This window comes from Streptomyces katrae, assembly GCF_002028425.1.
Lineage (GTDB): Bacteria > Actinomycetota > Actinomycetes > Streptomycetales > Streptomycetaceae > Streptomyces > Streptomyces katrae_A.
Genome location: NZ_CP020042.1, coordinates 3,359,099 through 3,381,980, shown reverse-complemented (window position 1 = coordinate 3,381,980; position 22,882 = coordinate 3,359,099). Strand labels below are relative to the sequence as shown.

The following is a 22,882-nucleotide window of genomic DNA, read 5'->3' as shown; positions in this document are numbered from 1 at the left end:
CCGCCCTCTCGCGAACTGACGGGACATCAGCTACACCGGTGCCATGACGAGCAGACAAGAGCAGGAGCGGGGGCCGCAGGACACCCGGGCCGAGGACTACGCCCGACTCGCGGCCGTCGGCCCGTACGGGGTCCGCCCCGGCCACGCGCTGATCACCATGGTCGAACCCCACCCGGGCCACGAGTACGCGTACAACCGCTGGTACGAGGACGACCACTACTACGCGGGCGCGATGGCCATGCCCTGGATGTACGCGGGCCGCCGCTGGGTGGCCACCCGCGAACTCCAGGAGCTGCGCTACCCGGAGAAGTCGGCGGTGGCCCAGCCGGTGACGGCCGGCTGCTACCTGTCGACGTACTGGGTGACCGAGGGCCGCTACGACGAGCACATGAAGTGGACCGTCGGCATCAACAAGCGCCTCAACCGCGACGGCCGCGTCTACCAGGACCGTACGCACGTCTTCACGGCCTTCCAGGACCACGAGGCCACCGTCTACCGCGACGGGGCCGCCGGCCCCCGCGACTACCACGCCCTGGACCACCCGTACTCCGGGCTGGTCCTCCAGGTCGTCGACGCCGAGGGCCCCGGGCGGCGCGCCGAGCTGCTGGAGTGGCTGCGCTCCCGGGCGCTGCCGCGCCGGCTGCACGGCTCACCGGCGGCGATGGTCACCGTCTTCCGGCCGACGCCGCTGCCGGGGGACCGGATGACCTACGTCAAGCAGGTGGAGGGGGTCGACAGCCGCCTCACCCTGCTGTGGTTCCTGGAGGCCGACCCGCGCGGCTGCTGGGACCGCTTCCAGGGGCTGGACGCGGAGGTCGCGGAGTCGGGGCTGGGGCGGGTGGAGCTGGTGGCGCCGTTCGTCCCGACGGTGCCGGGGACCGACCGGTACGTGGACCAGCTGCGCTGACCGCCGGTCGGGGAGGGGGCCGGCCGCACGTCCGTGCGCGGACATGGCCGAGCCCCCTCGGCCAGGACGGCGGACCGGTCGAGAGGGCTCCAGTCAGGGGTGCGGGCCGAGGTGCTCAGACGAGCCGGTCCTCGACGACGCCGGTCACGAAGGAGGTCCAGGAGCCGGGGGCGAAGGTGATCGACGGGCCGTCCTGCACCTTGGAGTCGCGGACCGCGATCGCCTCGGTGACGGGGGACTTGACCTCGACGCAGGCGCCGTTTCCGCCGGAGTAGGAAGACTTGGTCCAGTTTTCGGTGCCGCCCTGACGAATGCCCATGGTTCTTCTCCGGTTCAGAGAGTGGTTCCGGGAGTTCCCGGCTGTGCGCCGGCTCCATTCCCCGGGCCGACGTGATCGACGCTACCGGCACTTCCCGATGGGCGAAGCAGGCATTCACTCGACCGGGTGGCATATTCCAGTCAGGCCTTTTCCGGCCGGGGACCGACGGTGTACCGTGCCGGACCCCCTGCCACCTCCCTACTTGTCCAGGGCCGCGTAGTGGTCGATCACCTCGGAGATGAACTGCCGGGTCTGTTCCACATTGAGGGCCTGGGCCCTCAGGTGTTCGTACATCACGCTGTATTTCTGGACGTCGTTCGCCTTCTCCAGGTACAAATCGCTCGTGACGCCCTCGATGTAGACCACCGTCGAGTCCGAGGCGTCCGGGAATTCCAGAATCGCGTACTGGCCGTTCACCCCGGGATGGGCGCCCATCGTGAACGGCATCACCTGCACGGTGATGTACGGCTGGTGCGACTGCTCTATCAGGAACTGCAGCTGCCGGATCATCAACTGGGGATCGCCCACGTGCCGGCGCAGCACCGCCTCGTCGATCACCGCCCACAGCCGCAGCGGCCCGACTTCCGCGTTGTTGTTGTCCGTCTCGGACAGCCGCTTCTGGCGGTGCATCCGGACCTGGACGCGCTTCTCCACGTCGGCGGGCGCCGTCTCCGGCAGCGCGCCGCGGATCAGGGCCTGGGCGTACTCGGGGGTCTGGAGCAGGCCCGGGACCATCTGGGGCTCGTACGTGCGCAGGCTGGCCGCGTCGGTCTCCAGGCCGATGTAGACGCTGTACGGGATGTCGCCGAAGGCGTGCCACCAGCCCTGCTGGCGGGAGTCCTTGGCCATCTGCATGAGCGAGTCCACCAGCCGGGGGTCCTCCACCTCGTACACCTCGCACAGGTCGCGGACGTCGCGCTGGCTGATGGAACGGCGGCCGTTCTCCAGCCGGCTGATCTTCGACTGGGAGACGAGGAGGCGTTCGGCGACCTGTTCGGCCGTCATGCCCTTGTCCTCGCGGAGCTTGCGCAACTCCATGCCCAGTCGGCGGCGTCGGACGGTGGGATTGACATTGGACGCCACGGGATCGGCACCTCCGCCTTCTTCGGTAGCTGTCTCTCTACGTGTCTGATGTTCAGCAGACTGCCACCGAAGGGTGCGGCGCCGCTGGGGAACGGCGCGGAAAAACAGACGCGCGGGGTGGCGGGGGCCGATGCGTCGGTCCCGCCACCCCGCGTGCCGGGGGCTCCCGTACCGGGCCTCTGGGGGATGACCGGTTGCGGAGTTGGATCGTTTTCCCGCTGGTGGAGCTAGGGGTGTCGCGGGTCGTGCGGTGGTACCGGACGTGCGTGCGGTACTTGCTGTGCCGTGCCTGCCGTGCCTGCCGTGCGCTCAGTGCGCGGCCGCGCGGGCCATCGCACCCGTCCGGCGCGGCTGGAGCGGCACGCCGCCCGCCGTGGCCCGGGCGGCCGGCTGCGGTGCCGGGGCGCGGTCGCGGCGCGGCTGTGCGGCCACGCCGTTCTGGACGTCCATGACGGCGTGCGCCACGAGACCGCCCATCGGGTCGTGCCGGATCAGGTCCCGCAGCCGGGACCTGGACGACCGACCCTCGTTGCCGGGGTACAGGTGCTTGCCGAGTCCGACCGCGTGGGCCAGTGCGGCGAGCGCCGCGGTCCGCGGGTCCGGCGGTACGCCGGTGCGGATCGCACTGTCGAGCCGGGCACGGATCTCCCGGCTGATGGCCGTGTCCGTCGCCTGGTAGCGAGTCGTCGGCAGCACCCCGCACATCTGTCCCGCGACGGCATGCACCATGCCGCAGCGCTCCAGGTGGGCGAGGTAAATCTGGCGGAGCCCCAGCCGGGGTCCGCCGATCCAGTGGACGGCCCGTACCGGGCTGCCGCGCCTGCGCAGCAGTTCCAGTGCGGAGTCCAGAGTCGGATCTCCTGTCGGCCGTGGCATCACCACGGCGATACGATCCCCGTCAGGGGCTATCCGTCCTGCCAGAGCCAGCTCCACTAGCTGTGCCCCGGCCAGGCCGAGGTCGAGCGACTGCGGCTGCGCCGTGGTACCCGTGGCCGGGTCCAGGGCGAGCAGCAGAAGCTCCTCTGGAATTGTTCTGCGGCTCCTGCCCATCCATGCCTCCCCGCGTGGATGAGTGACAGGGTGACGCCTCTCACATTCATCTGTCGAGAGCGCCTGATCGCTTTGTGGGGGAACCAGTAGCTATGTCGTTCTCGTCTAGCACGTGGGCGAGGCCCCCGAGACGGGACACTGTTAGACGGTTCGGACAGTGACCGGACGGCGATCGAGGAGGAACGGTGGCGGGCGAGTCCCCCGACAAGTCGGTAAGTGAAGGAGCGTCGGGGGCGGCGAAGTCCTCCGGGGCCGGGGAGCAGGACCCGAGGGTCTCGGTGTTCCAGCCCCGCGTTCCGGTGAAGGACGCCGTGGCGGCCCGGGCGGTTGCGGACCGGGCGGCGGGCCGGGGCCCGGACGCGGCCTCCGAGCAGGCGCCGGGCGCGGACCCGGACTCCGACGACGGCCCGGCTACCGACGACGGCCCGGCTTCCGACGACGGCCCGGCTACCGACGACGGCCTGGACTCCTACAGCGGTCCGGGCGCCGGCACCGGCGCGGGCGCTCGCGACCTTGATGGCGCGGAGGGTGCCGAGAGGTCCCCCGGACGGGTGGAACGTGAGGCGTCCCCGGCGAAGTCCGGGGAGCCCCGGCAGGGTTCCGCTTCCGGGGACTCCGGCAAGGACGCCGCAGCCACCGCCGGCCCGGCGGACGGCGCATCCGCCTCTGAGGGTGACGGAGGGAAGCCGACCGGGACCGCCGCGCCCGCCTCCGAGCGGACCGCCGTCTTCCGCACCGTCAGGCCCGGTTCCGCTCCGGCGGACTCAGGGCGGGACGAAGACGCGGACCGTCCGGCGTCCGGCACGTCGGATTCCGGTTCCGGTTCGGCCGGTGCCGGGAAGTCCGGCGCGGGCTCGCGCACCACCGCGTTCGGGGTGGCGGCCTCGGACCCCGCCCCTGAGGACACCCGGCCCGAGCAGGCCCCCGGCCGCGACTCCGCTTCCGGCCGCGCCGACAAGGCCCCGGCGGCGGACCGGCCCGCTTCCGCCGACGCCGCGAAGCCCTCCGCCGAGCCGGATTCCGACGGGGCGCCGGCCGACTCCGGGCGCACGGCCGCCTTCCGCGCCGGCAAGTCGGCGTCTGCTGCGGCCGACTCCGCGAAGGACGAGGACGCGGACCGTGCGGCGTCCGCCAAGCCGGGTTCCGGTTCCGGCGCTCTGCGGACCACCGCCTTCGGCGTGGTGACCTCGGACCCCGCCCCCCAGGACGCGGACGCCCGCTCCGGCTCCGCCGACCCGCGTACCGCGAAGCCGGGTTCCGCGGCGGCCGGCTCGCGGGACCCGCGTACCGCCGAGCCCTCCGAGCGCACGGCCGTCTTCCGTACGGTCAAGCCGGGTTCGGCCCCGGCGGACTCCTCCAAGGGGTCTGAGGCCGGTTCCGAGCGGGGTTCCGCCGGGTCCGCGGCCCCGTCCGACGAGCGCACGGCCGTCTTCCGCGCCGTGAAGCCGGGTTCGGCCGCGGCGGACTCCTCCAAGGGCTCTGAGGCCGCTTCCGGGCGGGGTTCCGCCGGGTCCGCGGCCCCGTCCGACGAGCGCACGGCCGTCTTCCGCGCCGTCAAGCCCGGCTCCGCCGCGGCGGACTCCGGCAAGGCGGCTCCCGCCGAGCCCGCCAAGTCCACCGCGCGGGACCCGCGTGCCGCCGCGCCGTCCGAGGACTCCGAGCGGACGGCCGTCTTCCGTGCCGTGAAGCCGGGTTCGGACGCCGCCGGCCCGAAGGACGCGACGGACCGGGAGGACGTGGCGGACGCCGCGGCTTCGGCGCCTGCGGAGAAGAAGGCCCCGGCCGAGCCGTCGGAGCGCACGGCCGTCTTCCGTACGGTCAAGCCGGGCACCCGCCCGGCGGACCCCGCCCGCAAGGCGGCTCCGGCCGGGCCCGGCAAGCCCGCCGGGCAGGACCCGCGTGCGGCCGGGCCCTCCGCGTCCGACGAGCGCACGGCCGTCTTCGGCAAGGCCAAGCCGGGTTCCGCCCCGGCGGACGACGCCGGCAAGGCGGCCGCGGCAGCGCCCGGTGGGGCTGCCGGGGCCGGAAAGCCCGGCGAGTCCGGAAAGTCCGGCGGGCCGGCCGCGTCCGACGAGCGCACGGCCGTCTTCGGCAAGGTCAAGCCCGGCTCCGCCCCGGCCGACGGCTCCGCCGACGCGGCTTCGTCCGGGTCGGGGAAGCCCGCCGAGGACTCCGAGCGGACCGCCGTCTTCCGTGCCGTCAAGCCGGGTTCCGCCCCGGCCGGCGCCGGCAAGGACGCGCCCGGGAAGCCCGGCGCGCCCGCGCCGAAGGCCGGCCCGGCCCCCGCACCCGAGGCGCGGGTCAGCACGTTCGTGCCGTTGGGCGACGAAGGGCCGAAGCCCGCCGCCCCGAAGCCCGCCCCCGCCCCCGCCCCCACGGCGCGGCGGCTGGACCCCAGCGAGCGCACCACGCAGCAGCCGCTGCCGCCCAGGCCGCCGCTCGACATGCTGGCGGACCTCACCAACAACCCGCCCCCGCCGCCCAGCCCGATGCGGACGGTGGTGCGGAGGGTCAAGATCTACGCGCCGATCGTGGTGCTGCTGGCCGTCATCCTGGCCGTCGTGCAGCTGGTGCGCCCGCTGCCCGCGCCGAAGCTCGTCCTGACGGCGAAGTCCCAGTACACCTTCCCCGGCGGGGCGCCCGACCTGCCCTGGCCCACCGAGGGCCAGGCCTCCATGGCCGCCGCCGGCCTCGGCACGATCGGCTCGTCCGGCGAGCAGAAGCCCGTGCCGATCGCCAGTGTCACCAAGTCGATGACGGCGTACATCATCATGCGTGACCACCCCTTCAAGAAGGGGGAGAAGGGCGCGATGATCGACGTCGACAAGACCGCCGAGACCGAGGGCCAGAAGGACAAGTCGGACAACGAGTCCACCCTCAACACGGTCAAGGAGGGCGACAAGATCTCCGAGTACGACGCGATCGCCGCCCTCATGATCCCGTCGGCCAACAACATCGCGCGGCTGCTGGCCCGCTGGGACTCCGGCTCCCAGGAGGCGTTCGTCAAGAAGATGAACGACACCGCCAAGCAGCTCGGCATGACGAACACGACCTACACCGACCCCTCGGGCCTGGACGCGACCACCGTCAGCACCGCCGAGGACCAGGTCAAGCTCGGGCTGAAGATCGTCGAGCTGGACGCGCTGGTGGACATCACCCGCAAGCCCTCCTGGACCGACCAGACCGGCAAGAACTGGCCGAACTGGAACCGCCTGGTGCCGTACAACGACTCCCTCGGCATCAAGACCGGTACGACCACCAAGGCCGGCGGAAACCTCCTCTTCGCCGCCTACAAGAAGGTCGGCGAGACCAACCAGCTGATCGTCGGCGCGGTCCTCGGGCAGCACAAGCCGCCGATCATCGACACGGTCATCGCGGCGAGCAAGAACCTCCTCGTCGCCACCCAGAAGTCCCTGGAGGGCGCGCCCGTCGTGAAGAAGGGCGATGTCGTCGGGTACGTGGACGACGGCGTGGGCGGCCGGACCAAGGTCGTCGCCACCGCCGACGTGCAGGCGGTCGGCTGGTCCTCGCTGACCGTCGACATCAAGCTCGGTGACGGCGGTACCAAGATCCCCGAGACGGCGAAGGCCGGCACGGCGGTCGGCGTGCTGACCGTCGGCGACGGGGCCAGTCAGGTGAAGGTGCCGGTGGCGCTCCAGTCGGAGCTGACCTCGCCGGGCATCGCCAGCAAGCTGACCCGTATCGGCTGATACGGGTCGGCGGGCGCGGCACGGCGCCCCGGGCAACCCCGGGGCGCCGTGGCGCGTCCAGGGAGCCGGGACGGGACGAACGAACGTGCCGTGCCGGTGTCGGGAAGAGAGCATCGGTCGTGACCACAGCTGAGCAGCACAAGCCCGGAGGCCGGGTACCCGGCCAGAGACGGCAACCGCCCGCCGCGGATCCGGCGGGCGGCGTCCTGGGCTGGGCGCACCGCCACCCGGTGCCGGTGGCCGCCGCCGTGGCGGCCGTCCTGCACGTCGTCTGGTTCTTCTGCTTCGCCAACAGCGGCGGGGACCTGGCCGCGCAGGACGCGTGGGCGGAGTTCGTCGGCCGGCACCCGGACACGGCGTACAACCTCGCCTGGTACGGCGGTATGCACCCGGTCTCGTACAGCGTGGTGTCCCCGTACGTCATGCACGTGCTCGGGGTCCGCACCACGATGATGATCGCCGGGACCTGCTCGGCGGCCCTGCTCGCCCTGGTCCTGACCCGCTGCCGGGGTGCCGTCCGGCGCCCGCTGTGGCCGGCCCTGGCCGGGGTCTACGGCCTGTTCTGCAACGCCCTCTCGGGCCGCGTCACCTTCGGGCTCGGGACCCTGTTCGCGCTGGGGGCCGTCGCCGCCGTCTTCTGCTGGCCCCGCAAGTGGGCCCGGCGGCGCTGGGCCAAGGCCGCCGTCGCCGCGCCGCTGGCCGGGCTGGCGACCGCCGCGAGTCCGGTCGCGGGGCTGTTCCTCGGGGTGGTCGCGGCCGCGCTGTTCCTGAGCCGGCGGCGCCCGGGCGCGTACGCCCTGGGGCTGGCCCCGGCGGCGGTGGTCGGGCTGTCGGCCTGGCTGTTCCCGTTCTCCGGGACCCAGCCGATGAAGATCGGCTCGGCCTGGCTGCCGTTCGTCTTCGGGCTGGCCATCGCCTTCCTCGTGCCCAAGCGGTGGAAGACGGTCCGGATCGCCGCGGCGGTGTACGCCCTCGGGGTGTTCCTGACCTGGGTGATCGACTCCCAGATCGGCTCGAACGCCACCCGCCTGGTCATGCTCTTCGGCGGGGCGGTCCTGCTCGCGGCCCTGCCCTACGAGGCCCCCCGCACCCGGCGCCGGTACGCCGTACTGCTGGCGTTCGTCGGCCTCAACGCCTGGATCACCACCAACAGCATCACCGACATCGTCCGCACCACCCCGGTGGCCGCCTGGAACCGCGAGCTGGCCCCGCTGGTCGACCAGCTGCAGAAGGCCGGCGCCGACCGGGGCCGCGTGGAGGTGGTCCCGGCCAGCAGCCACCGCGAGTCCTCGGCCTTCCCGGCGTACGTGAACCTCGCGCGCGGCTGGAACCGCCAGGCCGACCTGGAGCGCAACCCGCTCTTCTACGACGACACCCTCACCGCCGAGAGCTACCGGGGCTGGCTGGAGCGCTGGGCCGTGCACTACGTGGTGCTGCCCGCCGACAAGCCCGACTCGGGCGGGGAGGCGGAGGCGGAGCTGCTGCGCGGGGGGCTGCCGTACCTGCGGCAGATCTGGGGCGACGAGAACTGGCGGCTGTTCCAGGTGGAGGATCCGACGAGCCTGGTGAGCGGGCCGGCACGGGTGGTCCGGGCGGGAGCGGACCAGCTGGTCGTGGACGTCTCGGCGCCGGGCCGGGTGCTGGTGCGGATCCCGCACTCGCCGTGGCTGGGCCTGGTGGACGCCACGGGCAAGGCCGTGGAGCCGCCTCAGGAGACCCCGGCGTCGAAGGCGCGGGGCGCGGCGGGGGCAGGGGCACCGAAGGAGTACGCCAACACCGCCGGGTGCCTGTTCAAGGCCGCCCCCGACGGCATGGGCGACGCGTGGACGGAGCTGCTGGCCCCGGCGCCCGGGGAGTACCGGATCGCGGCGAAGTACCAGCTCCCGCGGGGGACGCCCTGCCCGGAGGAGCTGCTGCGCACCGTCCGGGGGACGGCGGGCCGCCCGTGACGAACGGCCCGGGTGCACGACGCCACACATCCGCATACCATCCCATTAATCCGATTGGTCGCTTCGCTTCCCGAAGGAGTTGACGACGGGATGAGCAAAGAGCAGAAGCAGGACGTGCAGGCCGCGGTCGCCAAGGCGGTCGAGCAGCTCCAGCTCCAGACGCGGCGCGCGCAGGGCCACGGCCCCGAGCACGGTTTCGAAGGCCCCCTCCGCACCAAGGTGAAGGGCGGGGCACACACCAAGGCCGCCCTCAAGCGGTCCGGCACCCCCCAGGGCGACCGCATCGGCGAACGCAGCAGGGGCCTCAGCTGACGTCAGCCCTCCCCTCCCCGGGAGGGCTCTTTACGACTCCGCGCCCGACCCTCCGGGCAGCTGTTACCTCACCGACGCACCCCCCCGTACACGCCCCGCATAGCGTCCCCCATGCCCCCACGCCCACGCCCCCCACGCCCACCCGCACCCCCACCCGCACCTCCGCCCCGATCCCGCGCACCCTGGCCGCCACCGCCCTGACCCTCACGGCCGCCGCCCTCGCCCTCACGGCCTGCGGCACCGCCTCGGCGACAAAGCTCCCGCCGGCCCCGAAGATCACCCCCGCCGCCGCCCCGGCCCCGTCCCCGGCCCCCGCCCTGGAGCGCTCCCGGCCCACGGGCCTGAGGATCGAGGCGGCGGGGGTGGACGCCCACCGGATGCTCGCCCTCAAGACCGACCCCACCACCGGCGAGCTGAACGTCCCCGGCCCCGACACGGAGGCGGACACCCCCGGCTGGTGGACCCTAGGCGCGACCCCGGGCGAAAAGGGCGTCTCGGTCCTCGTGGCCCACTTCGACACGAAGCACGGCCCGGCCCTGATGAAGGACGTCGCGAAGATCGGACTCGGCGACCTGGTGGAGGTCCCGCGCGAGGACGGCAGCACGGCGAGGTTCAAGATCCGCGAGATCGAGGACGTCAACAAGAACGAGATCGAGGACGTCAACAAGAAGGACTTCCCCACCCAGAAGGTCTACGCGGACACCGCCCGCCCGGAGCTCCGCCTCCTGACCTGCGGCGGCGACATCGAGAACGGCCACCGCACCAACAACGTGATCCTCTACGCGGACCTGGTCGCCTGACGCCGCCCGCCCCCGGCCACGACGAAGGCCCCCAGCCGATCCCGGCTGAGGGCCTCCCGTCACTGTGCCCCCGGCAGGATTCGAACCTGCGACACCCGCTTTAGGAGAGCGGTGCTCTATCCCCTGAGCTACGAAGGCGGGGCCTCGAAGGAGGCCCGGGGTCGCCGTGAAGCGGCCCAGGCACAGCGTAGCGGATCAGGTAGTGGCTCCGTGGGCCGGTTTCCCGCCCGGGCCTGCTGGAGGGCGCCCGCCCCGGGGCCTCCGTGCAAGATCACGTCGGTGGCCGTGGCCCCGCATAATCGTCGCAGGGGCATTGTCGTATCCAGGGGGAGAAACATGACCGAAGCCGTCGCGAGCGCCGAGACCGCCGTGTTGCCGCAGCCGTTCGGGGAGGGGTTCGCGGCGGACCCCTATGCCGTGTACGCGCGGCTGCGCGCCGAGGGGTCCGTGCACCGGGTCGCGCTGCCCGACGGGGCGCCGGTGTGGCTCGTGACGCACGAGGCCGATGTGCGCGCGGGGCTGGCCGACGGCAGGTTCTCGGTGGACAAGCGGCACTCCCGGGGCGGGTTCAAGGGCTTCTCGCTGCCTCCCGCGCTGGACGCGAACCTGCTGAACATCGGCCCCGAGGACCACCTGAGGCTGCGCCGCCTGGTGGCGCAGGGGTTCACGCCCCGGCACGTCGAGGGGATGCGCACGGCGATCCAGGCGGCGGTCGACGCGTTCGCGGACCGGCTCGTCGCGCGGCTGGAGGCCGAGGGGACCGCCGAGGTGGTCGCCGAGTTCGCCAGGCCGCTGCCGTTGAAGGTCATCGGGGACCTGCTGGCCGTGCCGGAGGAGGAGTACGGGCGGTTCGCCGGGTGGATCGGGTCGATGCTCCTGCCCGGCAGCGGCGAGGAGCTCGCCGGGGCGGTGCGCAGCGTCCACGGGTACCTGGTGGAGCTCGTCGCCGCGCGGCGCGCCGCCCCCGGCGACGACATCCTGTCGGGGCTGATCGCCGCCCGGGACTCCGGCGACCGGCTCGGCGAGGACGAGCTGGTCTCCCTCGCCTTCCTGATCCTCATGGCGGGAAGCGAGAACGTCCAGCACCTGATCAGCGGCGGTCTGCTCACCCTCCTGACGCACGGGCTGGAGCGCCCGGAGCTGCTGCCGGAGGCCGTCGAGGAGCTCTTCCGGTACGCGGTCCCCAACCACACCGCCATCCGCCGCTTCCCGACCGAGCCGGTCGAGATCGGCGGCGTACGGATCCCCGCGGGCGACACGGTGCTCTTCTCGATCGCCTCCGCCCACCGGGACCCGGCCCGCTACCCCGACCCGGACCGCTTCGATCCCGGCCGGGCCGACAAGGCCCACCTGGCCCTCGGGCACGGGGTGCACTACTGCCTCGGCGCACCGCTGGCCCGTACGCAGGTCACGCTCGCCCTCGGGACCCTGCTGCGGCGGCTGCCGGGGCTGCGGCCGGCGGTGCCCGTACGGGAGCTGGAGTGGAGCACCACGTTCAGGTTCCGTGCGCTGCGCGCGCTGCCCGTCACCGCCTGAACGCCCTGGACGGTCTGTTCAGACCCCCATCGGGGTGTGGAGTTCCACGGTGAGTTCGACCTCCACCGGCGCGTCCAGCGGCAGTACGGCCACCCCGACCGCGCTGCGTGCGTGGATGCCCGCGTCGCCGAAGGCGGTGCCCAGCAGTTCGCTCGCGCCGTTGACCACGCCCGGCTGGCCGGTGAAGTCGGGGGTGGAGGCCACGAAGCCGACGACCTTCACCACCCGTTTCACGGCGGACAGGTCCCCGGCCACCGAGGCCACGGCGGCGAGGGCGTTCAGCGCGCACTGCCGGGCCAGTTCGGCGCCCTCCTCCGGGGTGACCTCGCCGCCCACCTTCCCGGTGCGCTGCAGTGCCCCGTCCACCATGGGCAGCTGGCCGGAGGTGTACACGTAGTGGCCGCTCACCACCGCCGGCACGTACACGGCGACGGGCGGGGCGACCGGCGGGAGTTTCAGCCCGGCGGCCGCCAGGCGTTCTTCGGGGGTGGTGTTCATGGGGAGCGCTCCTCGTGTGGAAGGGGTCAGGGGCGGGTGACGCGGACCCGGAAGCCGCCGTCCGGGAGGGCCGCCAGCACCGCGATGCTGATGTGCGCCTTGTCGTCGGTGAAGGTCTCGCCCGGCCGAAACGGCGCGTCCGACAGCTCGGCGTGCACGTTGGGGCGGCGCGTGCACCCGCCGCTGCCGTTCGCGCTGTCCGAGACCGTCACCGGCCCGCGCCCGGTGTCCACCTCCGAGTCCACCTTGTAGATCAGCACCCCGGGTTTGCAGACGGCCTCGTCGTTCCCGGCCCGGGTGCGCACCTCGATGGCGTAGCCGGCGCTCTCCGAGAGGGGGACGAAGGCCAGCTTCGTGCCGCCCGCCGCGGCCAGCGGGGTCAGCAGGTGCTCGCTGGCGCCCGGCTTGGAGGCGCAGCTGATCTGGGACGCGTCGAGCCAGCCCAGCTTCCACTTGTGCCAGCCGAGGAGGTCGTTGTTGGCGCCCCAGTCCTCGCTCATGATGTCCCAGTGCCCGACCGTGCCGCCGCCGTCGGTGGTGTAGAGGTCGGGCAGTCCGAAGACGTGCCCGTTCTCGTGCGGCAGCACCCGGTAGCCGGTCTCCCGGTAGGAGCCGGAGCCGTCGTCCTGCCGGCTGTAGACGAAGGACGTGTTCGCGAGCGGCACCCCGTCGGCCATGGGCGCCTCCCCGTTGCCGGAGAAGGTGACCGACAGGACGGTGTCCAGCGCGGACGGTCCGGCGTTCGGGGTGACCAGGATGTTGATCAGGTCGTAGCGGCTGAAGTCCACCTCGGCGTCGGCGGCCCGCGCGATGTGCTCGACCAGCTGGCGGTAGCCCGGCTCGTAGGGGGAGCCGCGCTCGATCCCGTACGCCGCGAAGGGCATCGGCATCCGCAGCCAGTTCCGTATCGGGGCCTCGGCCCGGTAGGTCAGCCGGCCGTAGGAACTGGTGCGGAACCAGTCGGAGGTCTGGGGGAAGAACTCCGCCAGCCGGTCCATCGCCGAGCCCTCTCCCTTGGCGTCGGGGAAGTCGATCATCAGGTTGAGGGCGCGTACCTCGCCCGTCGAGCGGGCGTACCCGGGCGCGGTCGGCAGGCCCTCCGACATCTGGACGCCCATGGTCGCGGAGATCCGGCAGGGCGCCAGGGCGGATTCGGCACTGGCGGCCTTGGGGCCCGAGGTGGCGTGCCCGCGGCCGTGGATGCCCCCGCTGGCGGTGGCGGTGACGCCCAGGGCCAGGGCGGTGAGGCCGATGAACGCGCCGGTGCGGCAGGGTCTGCGTATCCGGGGGCGGGTCTGCGGCATGGAGATCGCCTTCGGGTGCGCGGCAGCCGGCCGGGTCCGGACTGCTCTCTGTGCGCTCACCCTCCGTCCGCTGCGACACGCCCGCGCGTCGAAAGCGGCCAAACGGGACGGAAGCCCAGGATTCGGGCGTGATGCGGGTCACACGGAGGAGTGAAATAACCGGGGACTGGTTCCCCGTTTACAAGAGAGCTCCCGCAAGCGGGGAGCGAGTCCCCGGTTCGGGGAGTGTCCGTCCGTACGAGTTCCAGCCCAGGGAGGCCCGGAATGCAGAGCGTCACCGCCACCGCCCCGGCCGCCGCCACCGCTCCGGCCGCCGCCACCGCTCCGGCCGCCGCCACCGCTCCGGCCGCCGCCACCCGGGTGCCCAAGCCGCGCGCCGACGCGGTGCGCAACCGGGAGCGGATCCTCGGTGCGGCCCGCGAGATGTTCGTGGAGTTCGGCGCGGACGCCCCCCTCGACGAGATCGCCCGCCGGGCCGGGATCGGCAACGCCACCCTGTACCGGCACTTCCCCGACCGGGCCGACCTCGTCCACCACGTGGTGCTCTACGTGATGGACCGGGTCACCGCCCAGGCCGAGGACGCCCTCGCGGAGGAGCCCGACGCCTTCGCCGCGCTCTGCCGCTTCACGCACGCCGCGGCCGACGAGCGGATCGGCGCCCTGTGCACGATGCTCACATCCGGCTTCGACCACGACCACCCCGAACTCCTCGCCGCGCGCGAGGCGTTGGGGGCCGCCGTGGACGCCCTGGTCGCCGCCGGCCAGAGCGCGGGCCTGCTCCGCGCCGACATCGGCACCGGTGATCTGATGCTCGCCCTGTCCCAGCTCGCCCGTCCCCTCCCCGGGACCGACTGCACGATGGTGGGCGGCTTCGTCCACCGCCACCTCCAGCTTTTCCTCGACGGGCTGCGGGCCCCGGCCCGCTCCCAACTCCCCGGTACGGCCCTCACGTTGCAGGACCTCAGCCGGAAAACCATGTGACGCGGAGCCTCCTCCTTCCGTAGTCTCGAAAACTGCCTCTTTTCGTTTCATTCCTTTCTTTTCCAGTCATTCCGTTCGTTCGTTCCGCACAGTGAACGCACAGTGAAGTGGGTACCCCCATGTCCAAAACAGCCGCGTCCGCCTCGCCGGCTGCCGCTGCCGCCGCCGATCCCAGTCGCTGGAAGGCCCTGGTCTTCATCGCGCTGGCGCAGCTGATGGTCGTGCTCGACGCGACCATCGTGAACATCGCCCTGCCCTCCGCGCAGACCGACCTCGGCATCTCCGACGGCAACCGCCAGTGGGTCATCACCGCCTACGCGCTGGCCTTCGGCGGTCTGCTCCTCTTCGGCGGCCGCATCGCCGACAAGTGGGGCCGCAAGAACGCCTTCATCACCGGTCTCGCCGGTTTCGCCCTGGCCTCCGCCCTCGGCGGCGCCGCGAACGGCGAGGCGATGATGCTGGGGGCCCGCGCCCTCCAGGGCGCCTTCGGCGCGCTGCTCGCCCCGGCCGCGCTGTCGCTGCTGGCGGTCACCTTCACCGACGCCAGGGAGCGCGCCAAGGCCTTCGGCATCTACGGCGCGATCGCGGGCGGCGGCGGCGCCGTCGGCCTGATCCTCGGCGGCTTCCTGACCGAGTACCTCAACTGGCGCTGGACGTTCTTCGTCAACATCCCCTTCGCGGTCGTCGCGGCCGCGGGTGCGTGGATGGTCATCCGCGAGCCGGCCGGCTCCCGCAACAGCGCCCGCCTCGACATCCCCGGCGTGGTCCTCTCGACCCTCGGTCTGGTCTCGCTCGTCTACGGGTTCACCCGCGCCGAGTCCGCCGGCTGGACGGACCCGGTCACCGTGGGCCTGTTCATCGCCTCCGTCGTGCTGCTCGCGGCCTTCGTGGGCGTCGAGTCCAAGGTCAAGTCCCCGCTGCTGCCGCTGCGCGTCCTGCTGGAGCGCAACCGCGGCGGTGTCTACCTCTCGCTCGGCCTCGCCGTCATCGCGATGTTCGGCCTGTTCCTCTTCCTGACCTACTACCTCCAGGTCGTGAAGGGCTTCTCGCCCGTCAAGACCGGCTTCGCCTTCCTGCCGATGATCGCGGGCATGATCACGGGCTCCACCCAGATCGGCGCCCGCCTCATGACCCGGGTCGCGCCGCGGCTGCTGATGGGCCCGGGCTTCCTGCTCGCCGCCACCGGCATGCTGCTGCTGACCCAGCTGGAGGTCGGATCCTCCTACCCGGCGCTGATCCTGCCGGCGCAGCTGCTGCTGGGTCTGGGCATGGGCACCGCGTTCATGCCGGCCATGTCCCTGGCCACGTACGGGGTGAACCCGGCCGACGCCGGTGTGGCCTCGGCCATGGTCAACACCTCGCAGCAGGTCGGCGGCGCGATCGGCACCGCCCTGCTGAACACCATCGCCGCCTCGGCGACCACCGCCTACCTGACCGACCACGCCGCCCAGGCCGCGGCGGGCGGTGCCGTGGGGCAGCTGGTCCAGGCGCAGGCCATGGTCGAGGGCTACTCCTCGGCGATCTGGTGGGCCGTCGGCATCCTCGCGGTCAGCGCGGCCATCGCGTTCACCCTGATCAACACCGGCCGTCCGGGCCAGGGCGGCCCGGTGGCCGCCGGCTCCGGCGCGGCCTCCGAGGACGCCGAGCTCCTCGTCCCGGTGATCGCCCACTGACGGGGGCGCGTGCGCGGGAATGACTGAGAACCCCGCTTCGTTCAAATTTGAACGAAGCGGGGTTAGTCTTTTCGGGTGAACCGAGTACGCCCTCCCCGCGGACGACGTACGCCGTACGACCGGCCCGACGGCCCGAGGAGCGCCCGATGACCACAGCCCCGGCCCCCGCCCGCATGCCGGCGCTCTACCTCAGCCACGGCGCGCCCCCGCTCGCCGACGACCCGCTGTGGCCCTCCGAGCTCGCCGCCTGGTCGGCGGGCCTGCCCCGGCCGCGCGCGATCCTGATGGTCTCCGCCCACTGGGAGGAGGCCCCCCTGGCCCTCGCCGCCACCGAGCCGGCCCCCCTTGTGTACGACTTCTGGGGCTTTCCCGAGCACTACTACCGCGTCCGCTACGACGCCCCCGGCGCCCCGGAGCTCGCCGCCTCGGTCCGCGCCCTGCTGAAGGCCCCCGGCACCCCGGTCCAGGACGTCCCGGACCGCGGCCTCGACCACGGCGCGTACGTCCCCCTCGTCGAGATGTACCCCGAGGCCGACATACCGGTCCTGCAGATCTCCCTGCCCACCCTGGACCCCGCCCGCCTGATGGACATCGGCCGCAAGCTCGCCCCGCTGCGCGACGAAGGCGTGCTGATCGTCGGCAGCGGCTTCTTCACTCACAACCTGGCCGCCCTGCGGCACACCGGCCCCGGCGTGCCCGGCTGGTCGGCGGAGTTCGACGCCTGGGGCCGCGAGGCCCTGGCCGCCCACGACGTGGACGCCCTGCTCGACTTCGAGGCCAAGTCCCCGGCGGGCCGCCTGGCCCACCCCCGCACGGAACACTTCGCCCCGCTGTTCGTCACCCTCGGCGCCGCCGGCTCCGACCTCACGGCCCAGTCCACCCCGGTGGACGGGTTCTGGATGGGGCTGTCGAAGCGGTCGGTGCAGTTCGGCTAGGAGGCGTCGCGGGCGGGTCCGGTGATCGCCTCTCCGATGACGAACCCCTTGGCCGGCCCGTCCGGGATGGTGGCCTCCCGGCCGTAGGGGACGCGGATCATTGCGGCGTAGTCGGCCCGCTGGGGGTTGGGTGAGGTGAGTACGGTGATCTTTCCCCCGTCGTCGTAGTCGTCGACGATGACGTACACGGGGATCCCGGCGCGGGCGTACGACCGGCGCTTGCGCACCCGGTCGCGTGCGGTGCCGTCGTATCCCGGGGAGACGACCTCGACGACGACTTCCACGGCCGAGGCCTTGAGGCCGATGCCGTCCTCGGTGACGTGCTCCTCGGCCTCCTCGGGGGCTACGACGACGTCGGGGATCCAGACCTTGCGCCCATGGACGACGTTGATGTCCTGGTAGGCCGCGAATTCGCCGGCGTCCAGGAATGTGTCCAGGGCACGGCGTAGGCGGTTGGCCACCCGGGCGTGTGAGTAGCGACCGGTGGGCGACACCTCGATGGACCCCTCGATGATCTCGGCGTGGAAGCCCTCGGGGAGTGTCTCGACCGTGGCTCGCCATGCGGACCACAGGGCCTCGTCCAGCTCTGAGTGGGGCATGGCGGCCTCGGTGGGCTCGTGGGCCAGAGCGGTCATGGTGCAGCACCTCCTCCTCCAGTGTGGGCGTCGTCGGCCGGGCGGTACAAGCGACTCCACGACGCTGGGGCGGGTCCGGGGTGTGCCGGAGGGATATGCCCAGGCCTCGCCCGAACGGGTGACCGGCAGGCAACCAGAAGCCCGCGCGGGCCGTCTTGGGGGGTGGGAGTGCAGCCCGTGAGCGGTGCCGGGGCCGATGTGCCGCGTGTGACGGCCGTCTCATCGGTGCCGGGACCGCGCGGACCGCCCGGGTGTGCCCGGAGCGGGTCTGACCTGCACCTCTTCTGGTTCTGGCAGCCCGCCCGAACCGCCCGGCCAGGGCGGCGGCGGGGCAGGATACTGCAAGATCCCGGAAAAGAGGGAGGCATGTGGGAATTCTGTCCCGATTCCAGTCGTTGTTTCCCTCGGAAGCGGGCACTCGGGAGAGTGTCCGAAGACGCACCGCGACCGTTCATCGCATCGCAAGGGAGCACCGCATGGCAACCCGCGCCGTCGCCCGTCGTCAGTCCACGAGCAGCGCCCGCGCCGCGGGCGGGGAAATCGTCGACCGCGACCTGGTCGGCATGTACCTGGACGAGATCGCGCGCACCCCGCTGCTCGACGCCGCCCGGGAAGTGGAGCTCTCGCAGATCATCGAGGCGGGCGTCTACGCCCGGCAGATCCTCGACGGAGAGGTCGAGCGCGACGGGGAGACCCCAGCGCGCGAGGAGCTGGAGGTCCTGGCCGCCGAGGGGGAGCGCGCCAAGGAGGTCTTCATCCGCTCCAACCTCCGCCTCGTCGTCGCCGTCGCCCGGCGCTACCCGCGCAGCGGACTGCCCCTCCTCGACCTGATCCAGGAGGGCAACGCGGGCCTGGTCCGCGCGGTGGAGAAGTTCGACTACACCAAGGGCTTCAAGTTCTCCACGTACGCCACGTGGTGGATCCGCCAGGCCATCACCCGCTCCATCGCCGACCAGTCCCGCACCATCCGCCTCCCCGTCCACCTGGTGGAGGAGCTCGGCCGGATCCGCCGCATCCAGCGCGAGTTCAACCGCGAGAACGGCCGCGACCCGGAGCACGCCGAGATCGCCGCCGAGCTCGACTCCACCGAGAAGCGCGTCGGCGACGTGCTGGACTGGGCGCGCGACCCGGTCAGCCTCAACATGTCCGTGGACGACGAGGGCGACACCCAGTTCGGCGACCTGCTGGAGGACACCGGCGCGATCTCCCCCGAGCAGTCCGTGCTCGCGCTGCTGCGCAGCGAGGAACTGGAGGACCTGCTCGGCAAGCTCGACCAGCGCACCGCGTCGATCATCAAGATGCGTTACGGCATCGAGGACGGCCGCGAGCGGACCCTGACGGAGGTCGGCAAGCAGCACGGGCTGACCCGCGAGCGGATCCGCCAGATCGAGAAGCACGCCCTGCTGGAGCTGAAGCGGATGGCCCGCGACACCGGTTTCGACGCCGTGGCCTGAGGCGCGTGAGGCCCGCGGCCTGACGCCCGGCCGAAGCCCCCGAGACGAGCCCCGGCACCCATCCCCCCCGGGTGCCGGGGCTCCCCCCTGCCCCGGCCCGGCCGCCGGCCCCCTGCCGCCGCGCCGCGCACGGCACCTCCCGCGCCCCCTTACGCCGGCCCGGCCGGCCCCGTACCGCCGGACGGCGCCGATGCCGCCCCGGCCAGCCGGGTCGCCAGGGCCGCGGCCGCACGGACCAGGAACTCCGGCCCCCTCACCGTGAACTCCAGCCCCGTCAGCGCCATCCGCGCCGCCAGCCACTCCGGCCCGTCGCCGCTCTCGAAGCGCACCCGCGACCCCGGCCCCTCGGCCACCGCCCACTCCCGCAGCCACCCCGGCAGCTCCTGCGGCGGCGCCGCGAAGGACACGTCCGCCGGGTAGGTCTCCGCGCCCCGCAGCCCGCGCCGCACGAACTCGGCCGCCTCCATCGGCAGCGGCCGCGGGCTGAAGCGCGCCCCCGTCGGGAACGGCTCGCTCACCCGGTCCACCCGGAACGTGCGCCAGTCCTCCCGCTCCAGGTCGAAGGCCACCAGGTACCACCGGCTGCCCGTGCTGACCAGCCGGTACGGCTCCACCAGCCGCCGCGAGTCCACCCCGTCCCGCGCCCGGTACGCGAACCGCAGCCGCTCCGGCCCCGCCACCGCCGCGGCCATCGCCGTCAGCGTCCGCGGATCCACGCTCGGCCCGTCGCCCCGGGTCACTGCCACCGTGGCGGACTGCAGCGCCCCCACCCGGCGGCGCAGCCTGGCCGGCAGCACCTGCTCCAGCTTCGCCAGCGCCCGCACGGAGGCCTCCTCGACCCCCTCGATCGCGTGCCCGGCCCCCGCCCGCAGCCCCACCGCGATGGCCACGGCCTCCTCGTCGTCCAGCAGCAGCGGCGGCATGGCCGCGCCCGCCACCAGGCGGTACCCGCCGACCGCCCCCAGCGTGGCCTCCACCGGGTACCCCAGGTCCCGCAGCCGCTCGATGTCCCGCCGGATCGTCCGCGCGCTCACGCCCAGCCGCTCCGCCAGCTCGCTGCCCGGCCACTCGCGCGGAGTCTGGAGCAGGGACAGCAGGGTGAGCAGCCGGGCGGGGGTGTCGTTCATGTTTCAAGATTGCCAGGTAAATAGGACACAGCCTGGCCTAGATGCGGTCTACGTTTCTCCCCATGAGCACCGAGACGCCCACAGCATCGCCCGAAAGAGAGAACGGGCCCGTACGAGAAGAGGGGAACGCGGCCGCCGCGGCGGCACCCGACACCATCGCCGAACCCGCCACCCCCGACGCACCGGCCGACCGTCTGCGCTGGCTGGCGCTGGCCATCGTGATGACCGCGTCCTTCATGGACCTGGTCGACGTCACGATCGTCAACATCGCGATACCCAGCATGCGCCAGGACTTCGGCGCCACGACCAGTGCGATCCAGTGGATCACGGCGGGCTACGCGCTCGCCTTCGCCGCCGGCCTGATCACCGGCGGCCGTCTCGGTGACATCTACGGCCGCAAGCGCCTCTTCCTCGTCGGCGTCGCCGGCTTCACCGCCGCCTCGCTGCTCTGCGGCATCGCACCCGACCCGGGCATGCTCGTCGCCTCCCGCCTCCTCCAGGGCGGCATGGCCGCGATGATGGTCCCGCAGGTCCTGGCGATCATCCACGTCACCTTCCCGCCGCACGAGCGCGGCAAGGTCTTCGGCATGTTCGGCGCGATCGTCGGCCTCGGCGCGGTCTCCGGCCCGCTGCTCGGCGCGCTGCTCACCGAGTGGAACCTCTTCGGCCTCGAATGGCGCACGATCTTCCTGATCAACCTGCCCGTCGGTATCGCCGCCGTCATCCTCGGCCGCAAGTTCATCTCCGAGTCCAAGGCCCCCAAGGCCCTGCGCCTCGACCTGGTCGGCGTCGTCCTCGCGACCCTCGCCCTGGTCCTGCTGATCTACCCGCTCACCCAGGGCCGGGAGAACGACTGGCCGCTGTGGGGCTTCGCCTGCATGATCGCGTCGCCGGTCGTCTTCGCCGTCTTCATCGCGTACGAGAAGTACAAGATCAAGAAGGATGGCTCCCCGCTCGTCGAGCTCTCCCTCTTCCAGGTCAAGAGCTTCGCCGGCGGCATCACCGTCCAGCTGGCCTTCGGCCTGGCAACCGGCATCTTCTTCCTGGTCTGGACGCTCTACATGCAGATGGGCCTCGGCTGGACCCCGCTGCGCGCCGGCTGCACCGGCATCCCCTTCTCCATCGCCGTCTCCGTCGCCGCCGGCCTCTCCGTCGAGAAGCTCGTCCCCCGCTTCGGCCGCAAGGTGCTCCAGGCCGGTGCGCTGGTCATGGCCGCGGGCCTGCTCCTCTACATCTGGGAGTCCCAGCGCTACGGCATGGAGATCGCCTCCTGGCAGATGGCCGCCCCGCTGGTCGTCATGGGCATCGGCATGGGCCTGATCGTCGCCCCGCTGAACGACACCATCCTGTCCCAGGTGCCGCGCGAGCACGCCGGGTCGGCCTCCGGCCTGATCAACACCACCGGCCAGATGGGCAATGCCCTCGGCCTCGCCCTGACCTCCGTGGTCTTCTTCGGGTCGATCGACGACGACCGGATCCTCGGCGCGCCCTACGTCGAGGCCTTCCGCGGCGCGCTGTGGTGGGTCGTGGCGGTGCTCGTCGTGATCTTCGCGGTGATGTTCGTCCTGCCGCGCAAGCAGGTCCCCCTCGCAGAGCGCGAGGGCGCCGTGGAACAGGCCGCCCAGGCCTGAGCCCCCGGGCCGTACCCTCACGGACATGTCCGCCCTGTGGGCGGGCATGTCCGTTCTTCTTGGTCCCCCTGACCCCGCGCGGCCGGCGCTACCGCACCCGCGTGCGCAGTTCCATCGCCCCGCGCGCGGCGGCCTCGGTCCCGTAGACCTCGCACATGTGCCGGCCGTCCGGCGTGGCCGTGTGCTCGACCTCCCACAGGCTGACTTCGGTCCCGTCCAGCAGGACGAACGCGTGCTCGTACAGGCTGAAGCCCGCGTCCCGCCCGTCGGCCAGGCAGTGGCGGCCGCCGAAGGCCTGGGTGATCTGGTGCGCGTAAGCCGACTGCAGCAGCTCCGCCACCTCCTGCCCGGGGCGGTCGGTGTTCTCCGCGCGCCGCAGCACCCGGCGGGCGTGGTCGGCGGAGTCCTCCACCGTGTACTCGCGGTGCCGCTCCCGCGGATCCGGGGCGGCGAACAGGGCGCTCAGCAGCGCCAGATCCTCCTCCGCCACCTCCGCGCCCCAGCCTTGCGCCTCCTCCTCGGCCCCGTCCGGCCCGGGAGCGGGCGACAGGACCGGCTCCGCCGCGGCCTCGCCGAACAGCCGGGCCCCCGCCAGGGCGAGTTCGTCCCGGCCGGCGAACACCTCGTGCCGGCTGCTGCGGTCACCCCTCATCCGGTACGCCAGCTCCCACAGGGACGCCGTCTCGCCATCGGAGAGCAGGTAGGTGTGCCGGTGGGTCTCCCGCCACAGTCCCGCCGACGGGCTGTGGTGCGTCGTGTAGAGGGAGGAGCTGTGGGCGAGCGCGGTACCGAGGCGCTCGACCAACGCGTCGGGAAGGTCGAAGGAGTTGAGGGCGCGGCCGAGGAGTCGCTCGAGGTGCGCCTCGGTTGTCTCGTACGGATCGCTCAAGGTGGGCTCCAGGCCATCGCAGCTTGTCACTTCGCGGAAGCACAACGTAGCCCCTGGCTCTGACATCACGTCCGGGATTCGGTAAAACG

19 protein-coding genes and 1 tRNA gene are annotated in these 22,882 nt (G+C 72.6%); 11 read left to right on the top strand and 9 right to left on the bottom strand.

Annotated elements, in window-relative coordinates:
- Positions 1–43: 43 nt before the first annotated feature.
- Positions 44–907 (top strand): hypothetical protein, encoded by an 864-nt coding sequence (locus B4U46_RS15150; RefSeq protein WP_079427804.1) that lies wholly within the window; start codon positions 44–46, stop codon positions 905–907.
- Positions 908–1,022: 115 nt separating this feature from the next.
- On the opposite strand, the gene B4U46_RS15145 is transcribed toward B4U46_RS15150, so the two are convergent.
- From B4U46_RS15145 to B4U46_RS15135, 3 genes are all read right to left on the bottom strand, one after another.
- Positions 1,023–1,226, bottom strand: coding sequence for a DUF397 domain-containing protein (locus B4U46_RS15145; protein WP_079427802.1), 204 nt, complete (start codon positions 1,224–1,226; stop codon positions 1,023–1,025).
- A gap of 198 nt (positions 1,227–1,424) precedes the next feature.
- Positions 1,425–2,309 (bottom strand): helix-turn-helix domain-containing protein, encoded by an 885-nt coding sequence (locus tag B4U46_RS15140; RefSeq protein ID WP_079427800.1) that lies wholly within the window; start codon positions 2,307–2,309, stop codon positions 1,425–1,427.
- Positions 2,310–2,618: 309 nt separating this feature from the next.
- Positions 2,619–3,359: a GOLPH3/VPS74 family protein gene (locus tag B4U46_RS15135; RefSeq protein WP_079427798.1), complete on the bottom strand. Its 741-nt coding sequence runs from the start codon at positions 3,357–3,359 to the stop codon at positions 2,619–2,621.
- Positions 3,360–3,637: 278 nt separating this feature from the next.
- Between B4U46_RS15135 and B4U46_RS39060 the strand changes: the two genes are divergently transcribed.
- The 4 genes from B4U46_RS39060 (at position 3,638) to B4U46_RS15115 (ending at position 10,130) form a co-directional block, all read left to right on the top strand.
- On the top strand, positions 3,638–7,069 hold the full coding sequence (locus B4U46_RS39060; protein ID WP_237292878.1) for a D-alanyl-D-alanine carboxypeptidase: 3,432 nt from the start codon (positions 3,638–3,640) through the stop codon (positions 7,067–7,069).
- Between the two features lie 119 nt (positions 7,070–7,188).
- Positions 7,189–9,018 (top strand): MFS transporter, encoded by a 1,830-nt coding sequence (locus B4U46_RS15125; RefSeq protein ID WP_420543159.1) that lies wholly within the window; start codon positions 7,189–7,191, stop codon positions 9,016–9,018.
- 90 nt (positions 9,019–9,108) lie between these two features.
- On the top strand, positions 9,109–9,330 hold the full coding sequence (locus B4U46_RS15120; RefSeq protein WP_079427796.1) for a hypothetical protein: 222 nt from the start codon (positions 9,109–9,111) through the stop codon (positions 9,328–9,330).
- A 362-nt stretch (positions 9,331–9,692) separates the two neighbouring features.
- On the top strand, positions 9,693–10,130 hold the full coding sequence (locus B4U46_RS15115; protein WP_237292876.1) for a sortase domain-bontaining protein: 438 nt from the start codon (positions 9,693–9,695) through the stop codon (positions 10,128–10,130).
- Positions 10,131–10,195: 65 nt separating this feature from the next.
- On the opposite strand, the gene B4U46_RS15110 is transcribed toward B4U46_RS15115, so the two are convergent.
- A tRNA-Arg gene (locus tag B4U46_RS15110) sits at positions 10,196–10,268 on the bottom strand.
- 198 nt (positions 10,269–10,466) lie between these two features.
- Here B4U46_RS15110 and B4U46_RS15105 point away from each other — a divergent pair.
- Positions 10,467–11,666 (top strand): cytochrome P450 family protein, encoded by a 1,200-nt coding sequence (locus B4U46_RS15105; RefSeq protein ID WP_079427791.1) that lies wholly within the window; start codon positions 10,467–10,469, stop codon positions 11,664–11,666.
- An 18-nt stretch (positions 11,667–11,684) separates the two neighbouring features.
- On the opposite strand, the gene B4U46_RS15100 is transcribed toward B4U46_RS15105, so the two are convergent.
- Positions 11,685–12,164 (bottom strand): RidA family protein, encoded by a 480-nt coding sequence (locus tag B4U46_RS15100; protein WP_079427789.1) that lies wholly within the window; start codon positions 12,162–12,164, stop codon positions 11,685–11,687.
- Between the two features lie 26 nt (positions 12,165–12,190).
- A complete protein-coding gene (locus B4U46_RS15095; protein WP_079427787.1) occupies positions 12,191–13,468 on the bottom strand; it encodes a M6 family metalloprotease domain-containing protein in 1,278 nt (425 codons plus the stop codon).
- 264 nt (positions 13,469–13,732) lie between these two features.
- On the opposite strand from B4U46_RS15095, the gene B4U46_RS15090 reads away from it, so the two are divergent.
- The 3 genes from B4U46_RS15090 (at position 13,733) to B4U46_RS15080 (ending at position 17,057) form a co-directional block, all read left to right on the top strand.
- The gene (locus B4U46_RS15090) at positions 13,733–14,449 is read left to right on the top strand and encodes a TetR/AcrR family transcriptional regulator (RefSeq protein ID WP_079427785.1); all 717 of its coding nucleotides are present in this window, start codon (positions 13,733–13,735) and stop codon (positions 14,447–14,449) included.
- A gap of 119 nt (positions 14,450–14,568) precedes the next feature.
- Complete coding sequence (locus tag B4U46_RS15085; protein ID WP_079427783.1) at positions 14,569–16,122, top strand: MFS transporter; 1,554 nt, start codon at positions 14,569–14,571, stop codon at positions 16,120–16,122.
- Positions 16,123–16,268: 146 nt separating this feature from the next.
- Positions 16,269–17,057, top strand: a complete 789-nt coding sequence (locus tag B4U46_RS15080; protein ID WP_079427781.1) for a dioxygenase — start codon at positions 16,269–16,271, stop codon at positions 17,055–17,057.
- Here B4U46_RS15080 and B4U46_RS15075 read toward each other — a convergent pair.
- Positions 17,054–17,692 (bottom strand): Uma2 family endonuclease, encoded by a 639-nt coding sequence (locus B4U46_RS15075; RefSeq protein ID WP_079427779.1) that lies wholly within the window; start codon positions 17,690–17,692, stop codon positions 17,054–17,056. The genes B4U46_RS15080 and B4U46_RS15075 overlap by 4 nt on opposite strands.
- Positions 17,693–18,168: 476 nt before the next feature.
- Here B4U46_RS15075 and B4U46_RS15070 point away from each other — a divergent pair, with 476 nt between their 5' ends.
- Positions 18,169–19,146, top strand: coding sequence for a sigma-70 family RNA polymerase sigma factor (locus tag B4U46_RS15070; RefSeq protein WP_079427777.1), 978 nt, complete (start codon positions 18,169–18,171; stop codon positions 19,144–19,146).
- Positions 19,147–19,295: 149 nt separating this feature from the next.
- Here B4U46_RS15070 and B4U46_RS15065 read toward each other — a convergent pair whose 3' ends face one another.
- Positions 19,296–20,273: a helix-turn-helix transcriptional regulator gene (locus B4U46_RS15065; RefSeq protein WP_079427775.1), complete on the bottom strand. Its 978-nt coding sequence runs from the start codon at positions 20,271–20,273 to the stop codon at positions 19,296–19,298.
- Positions 20,274–20,335: 62 nt separating this feature from the next.
- On the opposite strand from B4U46_RS15065, the gene B4U46_RS15060 reads away from it, so the two are divergent.
- A complete protein-coding gene (locus B4U46_RS15060) occupies positions 20,336–21,904 on the top strand; it encodes an MFS transporter (RefSeq protein ID WP_079427773.1) in 1,569 nt (522 codons plus the stop codon).
- Positions 21,905–21,992: 88 nt separating this feature from the next.
- Here B4U46_RS15060 and B4U46_RS15055 read toward each other — a convergent pair whose 3' ends face one another.
- A complete protein-coding gene (locus B4U46_RS15055; protein WP_079427771.1) occupies positions 21,993–22,793 on the bottom strand; it encodes a DUF6227 family protein in 801 nt (266 codons plus the stop codon).
- Positions 22,794–22,882 lie beyond the last annotated feature (89 nt).

Bases quoted from the DNA above. Each gene is read 5' to 3' on its own strand.
- B4U46_RS15150 (WP_079427804.1), top strand. From the start codon at position 44: ATGACGAGCAGACAAGAGCAGGAGCGGGGGCCGCAGGACACCCGGGCC.
- B4U46_RS15145 (WP_079427802.1), bottom strand. From the start codon at position 1,226: ATGGGCATTCGTCAGGGCGGCACCGAAAACTGGACCAAGTCTTCCTAC.
- B4U46_RS15135 (WP_079427798.1), bottom strand. From the start codon at position 3,359: ATGGGCAGGAGCCGCAGAACAATTCCAGAGGAGCTTCTGCTGCTCGCC.
- B4U46_RS15120 (WP_079427796.1), top strand. From the start codon at position 9,109: ATGAGCAAAGAGCAGAAGCAGGACGTGCAGGCCGCGGTCGCCAAGGCG.
- B4U46_RS15105 (WP_079427791.1), top strand. From the start codon at position 10,467: ATGACCGAAGCCGTCGCGAGCGCCGAGACCGCCGTGTTGCCGCAGCCG.
- B4U46_RS15100 (WP_079427789.1), bottom strand. From the start codon at position 12,164: ATGAACACCACCCCCGAAGAACGCCTGGCGGCCGCCGGGCTGAAACTC.
- B4U46_RS15095 (WP_079427787.1), bottom strand. From the start codon at position 13,468: ATGCCGCAGACCCGCCCCCGGATACGCAGACCCTGCCGCACCGGCGCG.
- B4U46_RS15090 (WP_079427785.1), top strand. From the start codon at position 13,733: ATGCAGAGCGTCACCGCCACCGCCCCGGCCGCCGCCACCGCTCCGGCC.
- B4U46_RS15085 (WP_079427783.1), top strand. From the start codon at position 14,569: ATGTCCAAAACAGCCGCGTCCGCCTCGCCGGCTGCCGCTGCCGCCGCC.
- B4U46_RS15080 (WP_079427781.1), top strand. From the start codon at position 16,269: ATGACCACAGCCCCGGCCCCCGCCCGCATGCCGGCGCTCTACCTCAGC.
- B4U46_RS15075 (WP_079427779.1), bottom strand. From the start codon at position 17,692: ATGACCGCTCTGGCCCACGAGCCCACCGAGGCCGCCATGCCCCACTCA.
- B4U46_RS15070 (WP_079427777.1), top strand. From the start codon at position 18,169: ATGGCAACCCGCGCCGTCGCCCGTCGTCAGTCCACGAGCAGCGCCCGC.
- B4U46_RS15065 (WP_079427775.1), bottom strand. From the start codon at position 20,273: ATGAACGACACCCCCGCCCGGCTGCTCACCCTGCTGTCCCTGCTCCAG.
- B4U46_RS15060 (WP_079427773.1), top strand. From the start codon at position 20,336: ATGAGCACCGAGACGCCCACAGCATCGCCCGAAAGAGAGAACGGGCCC.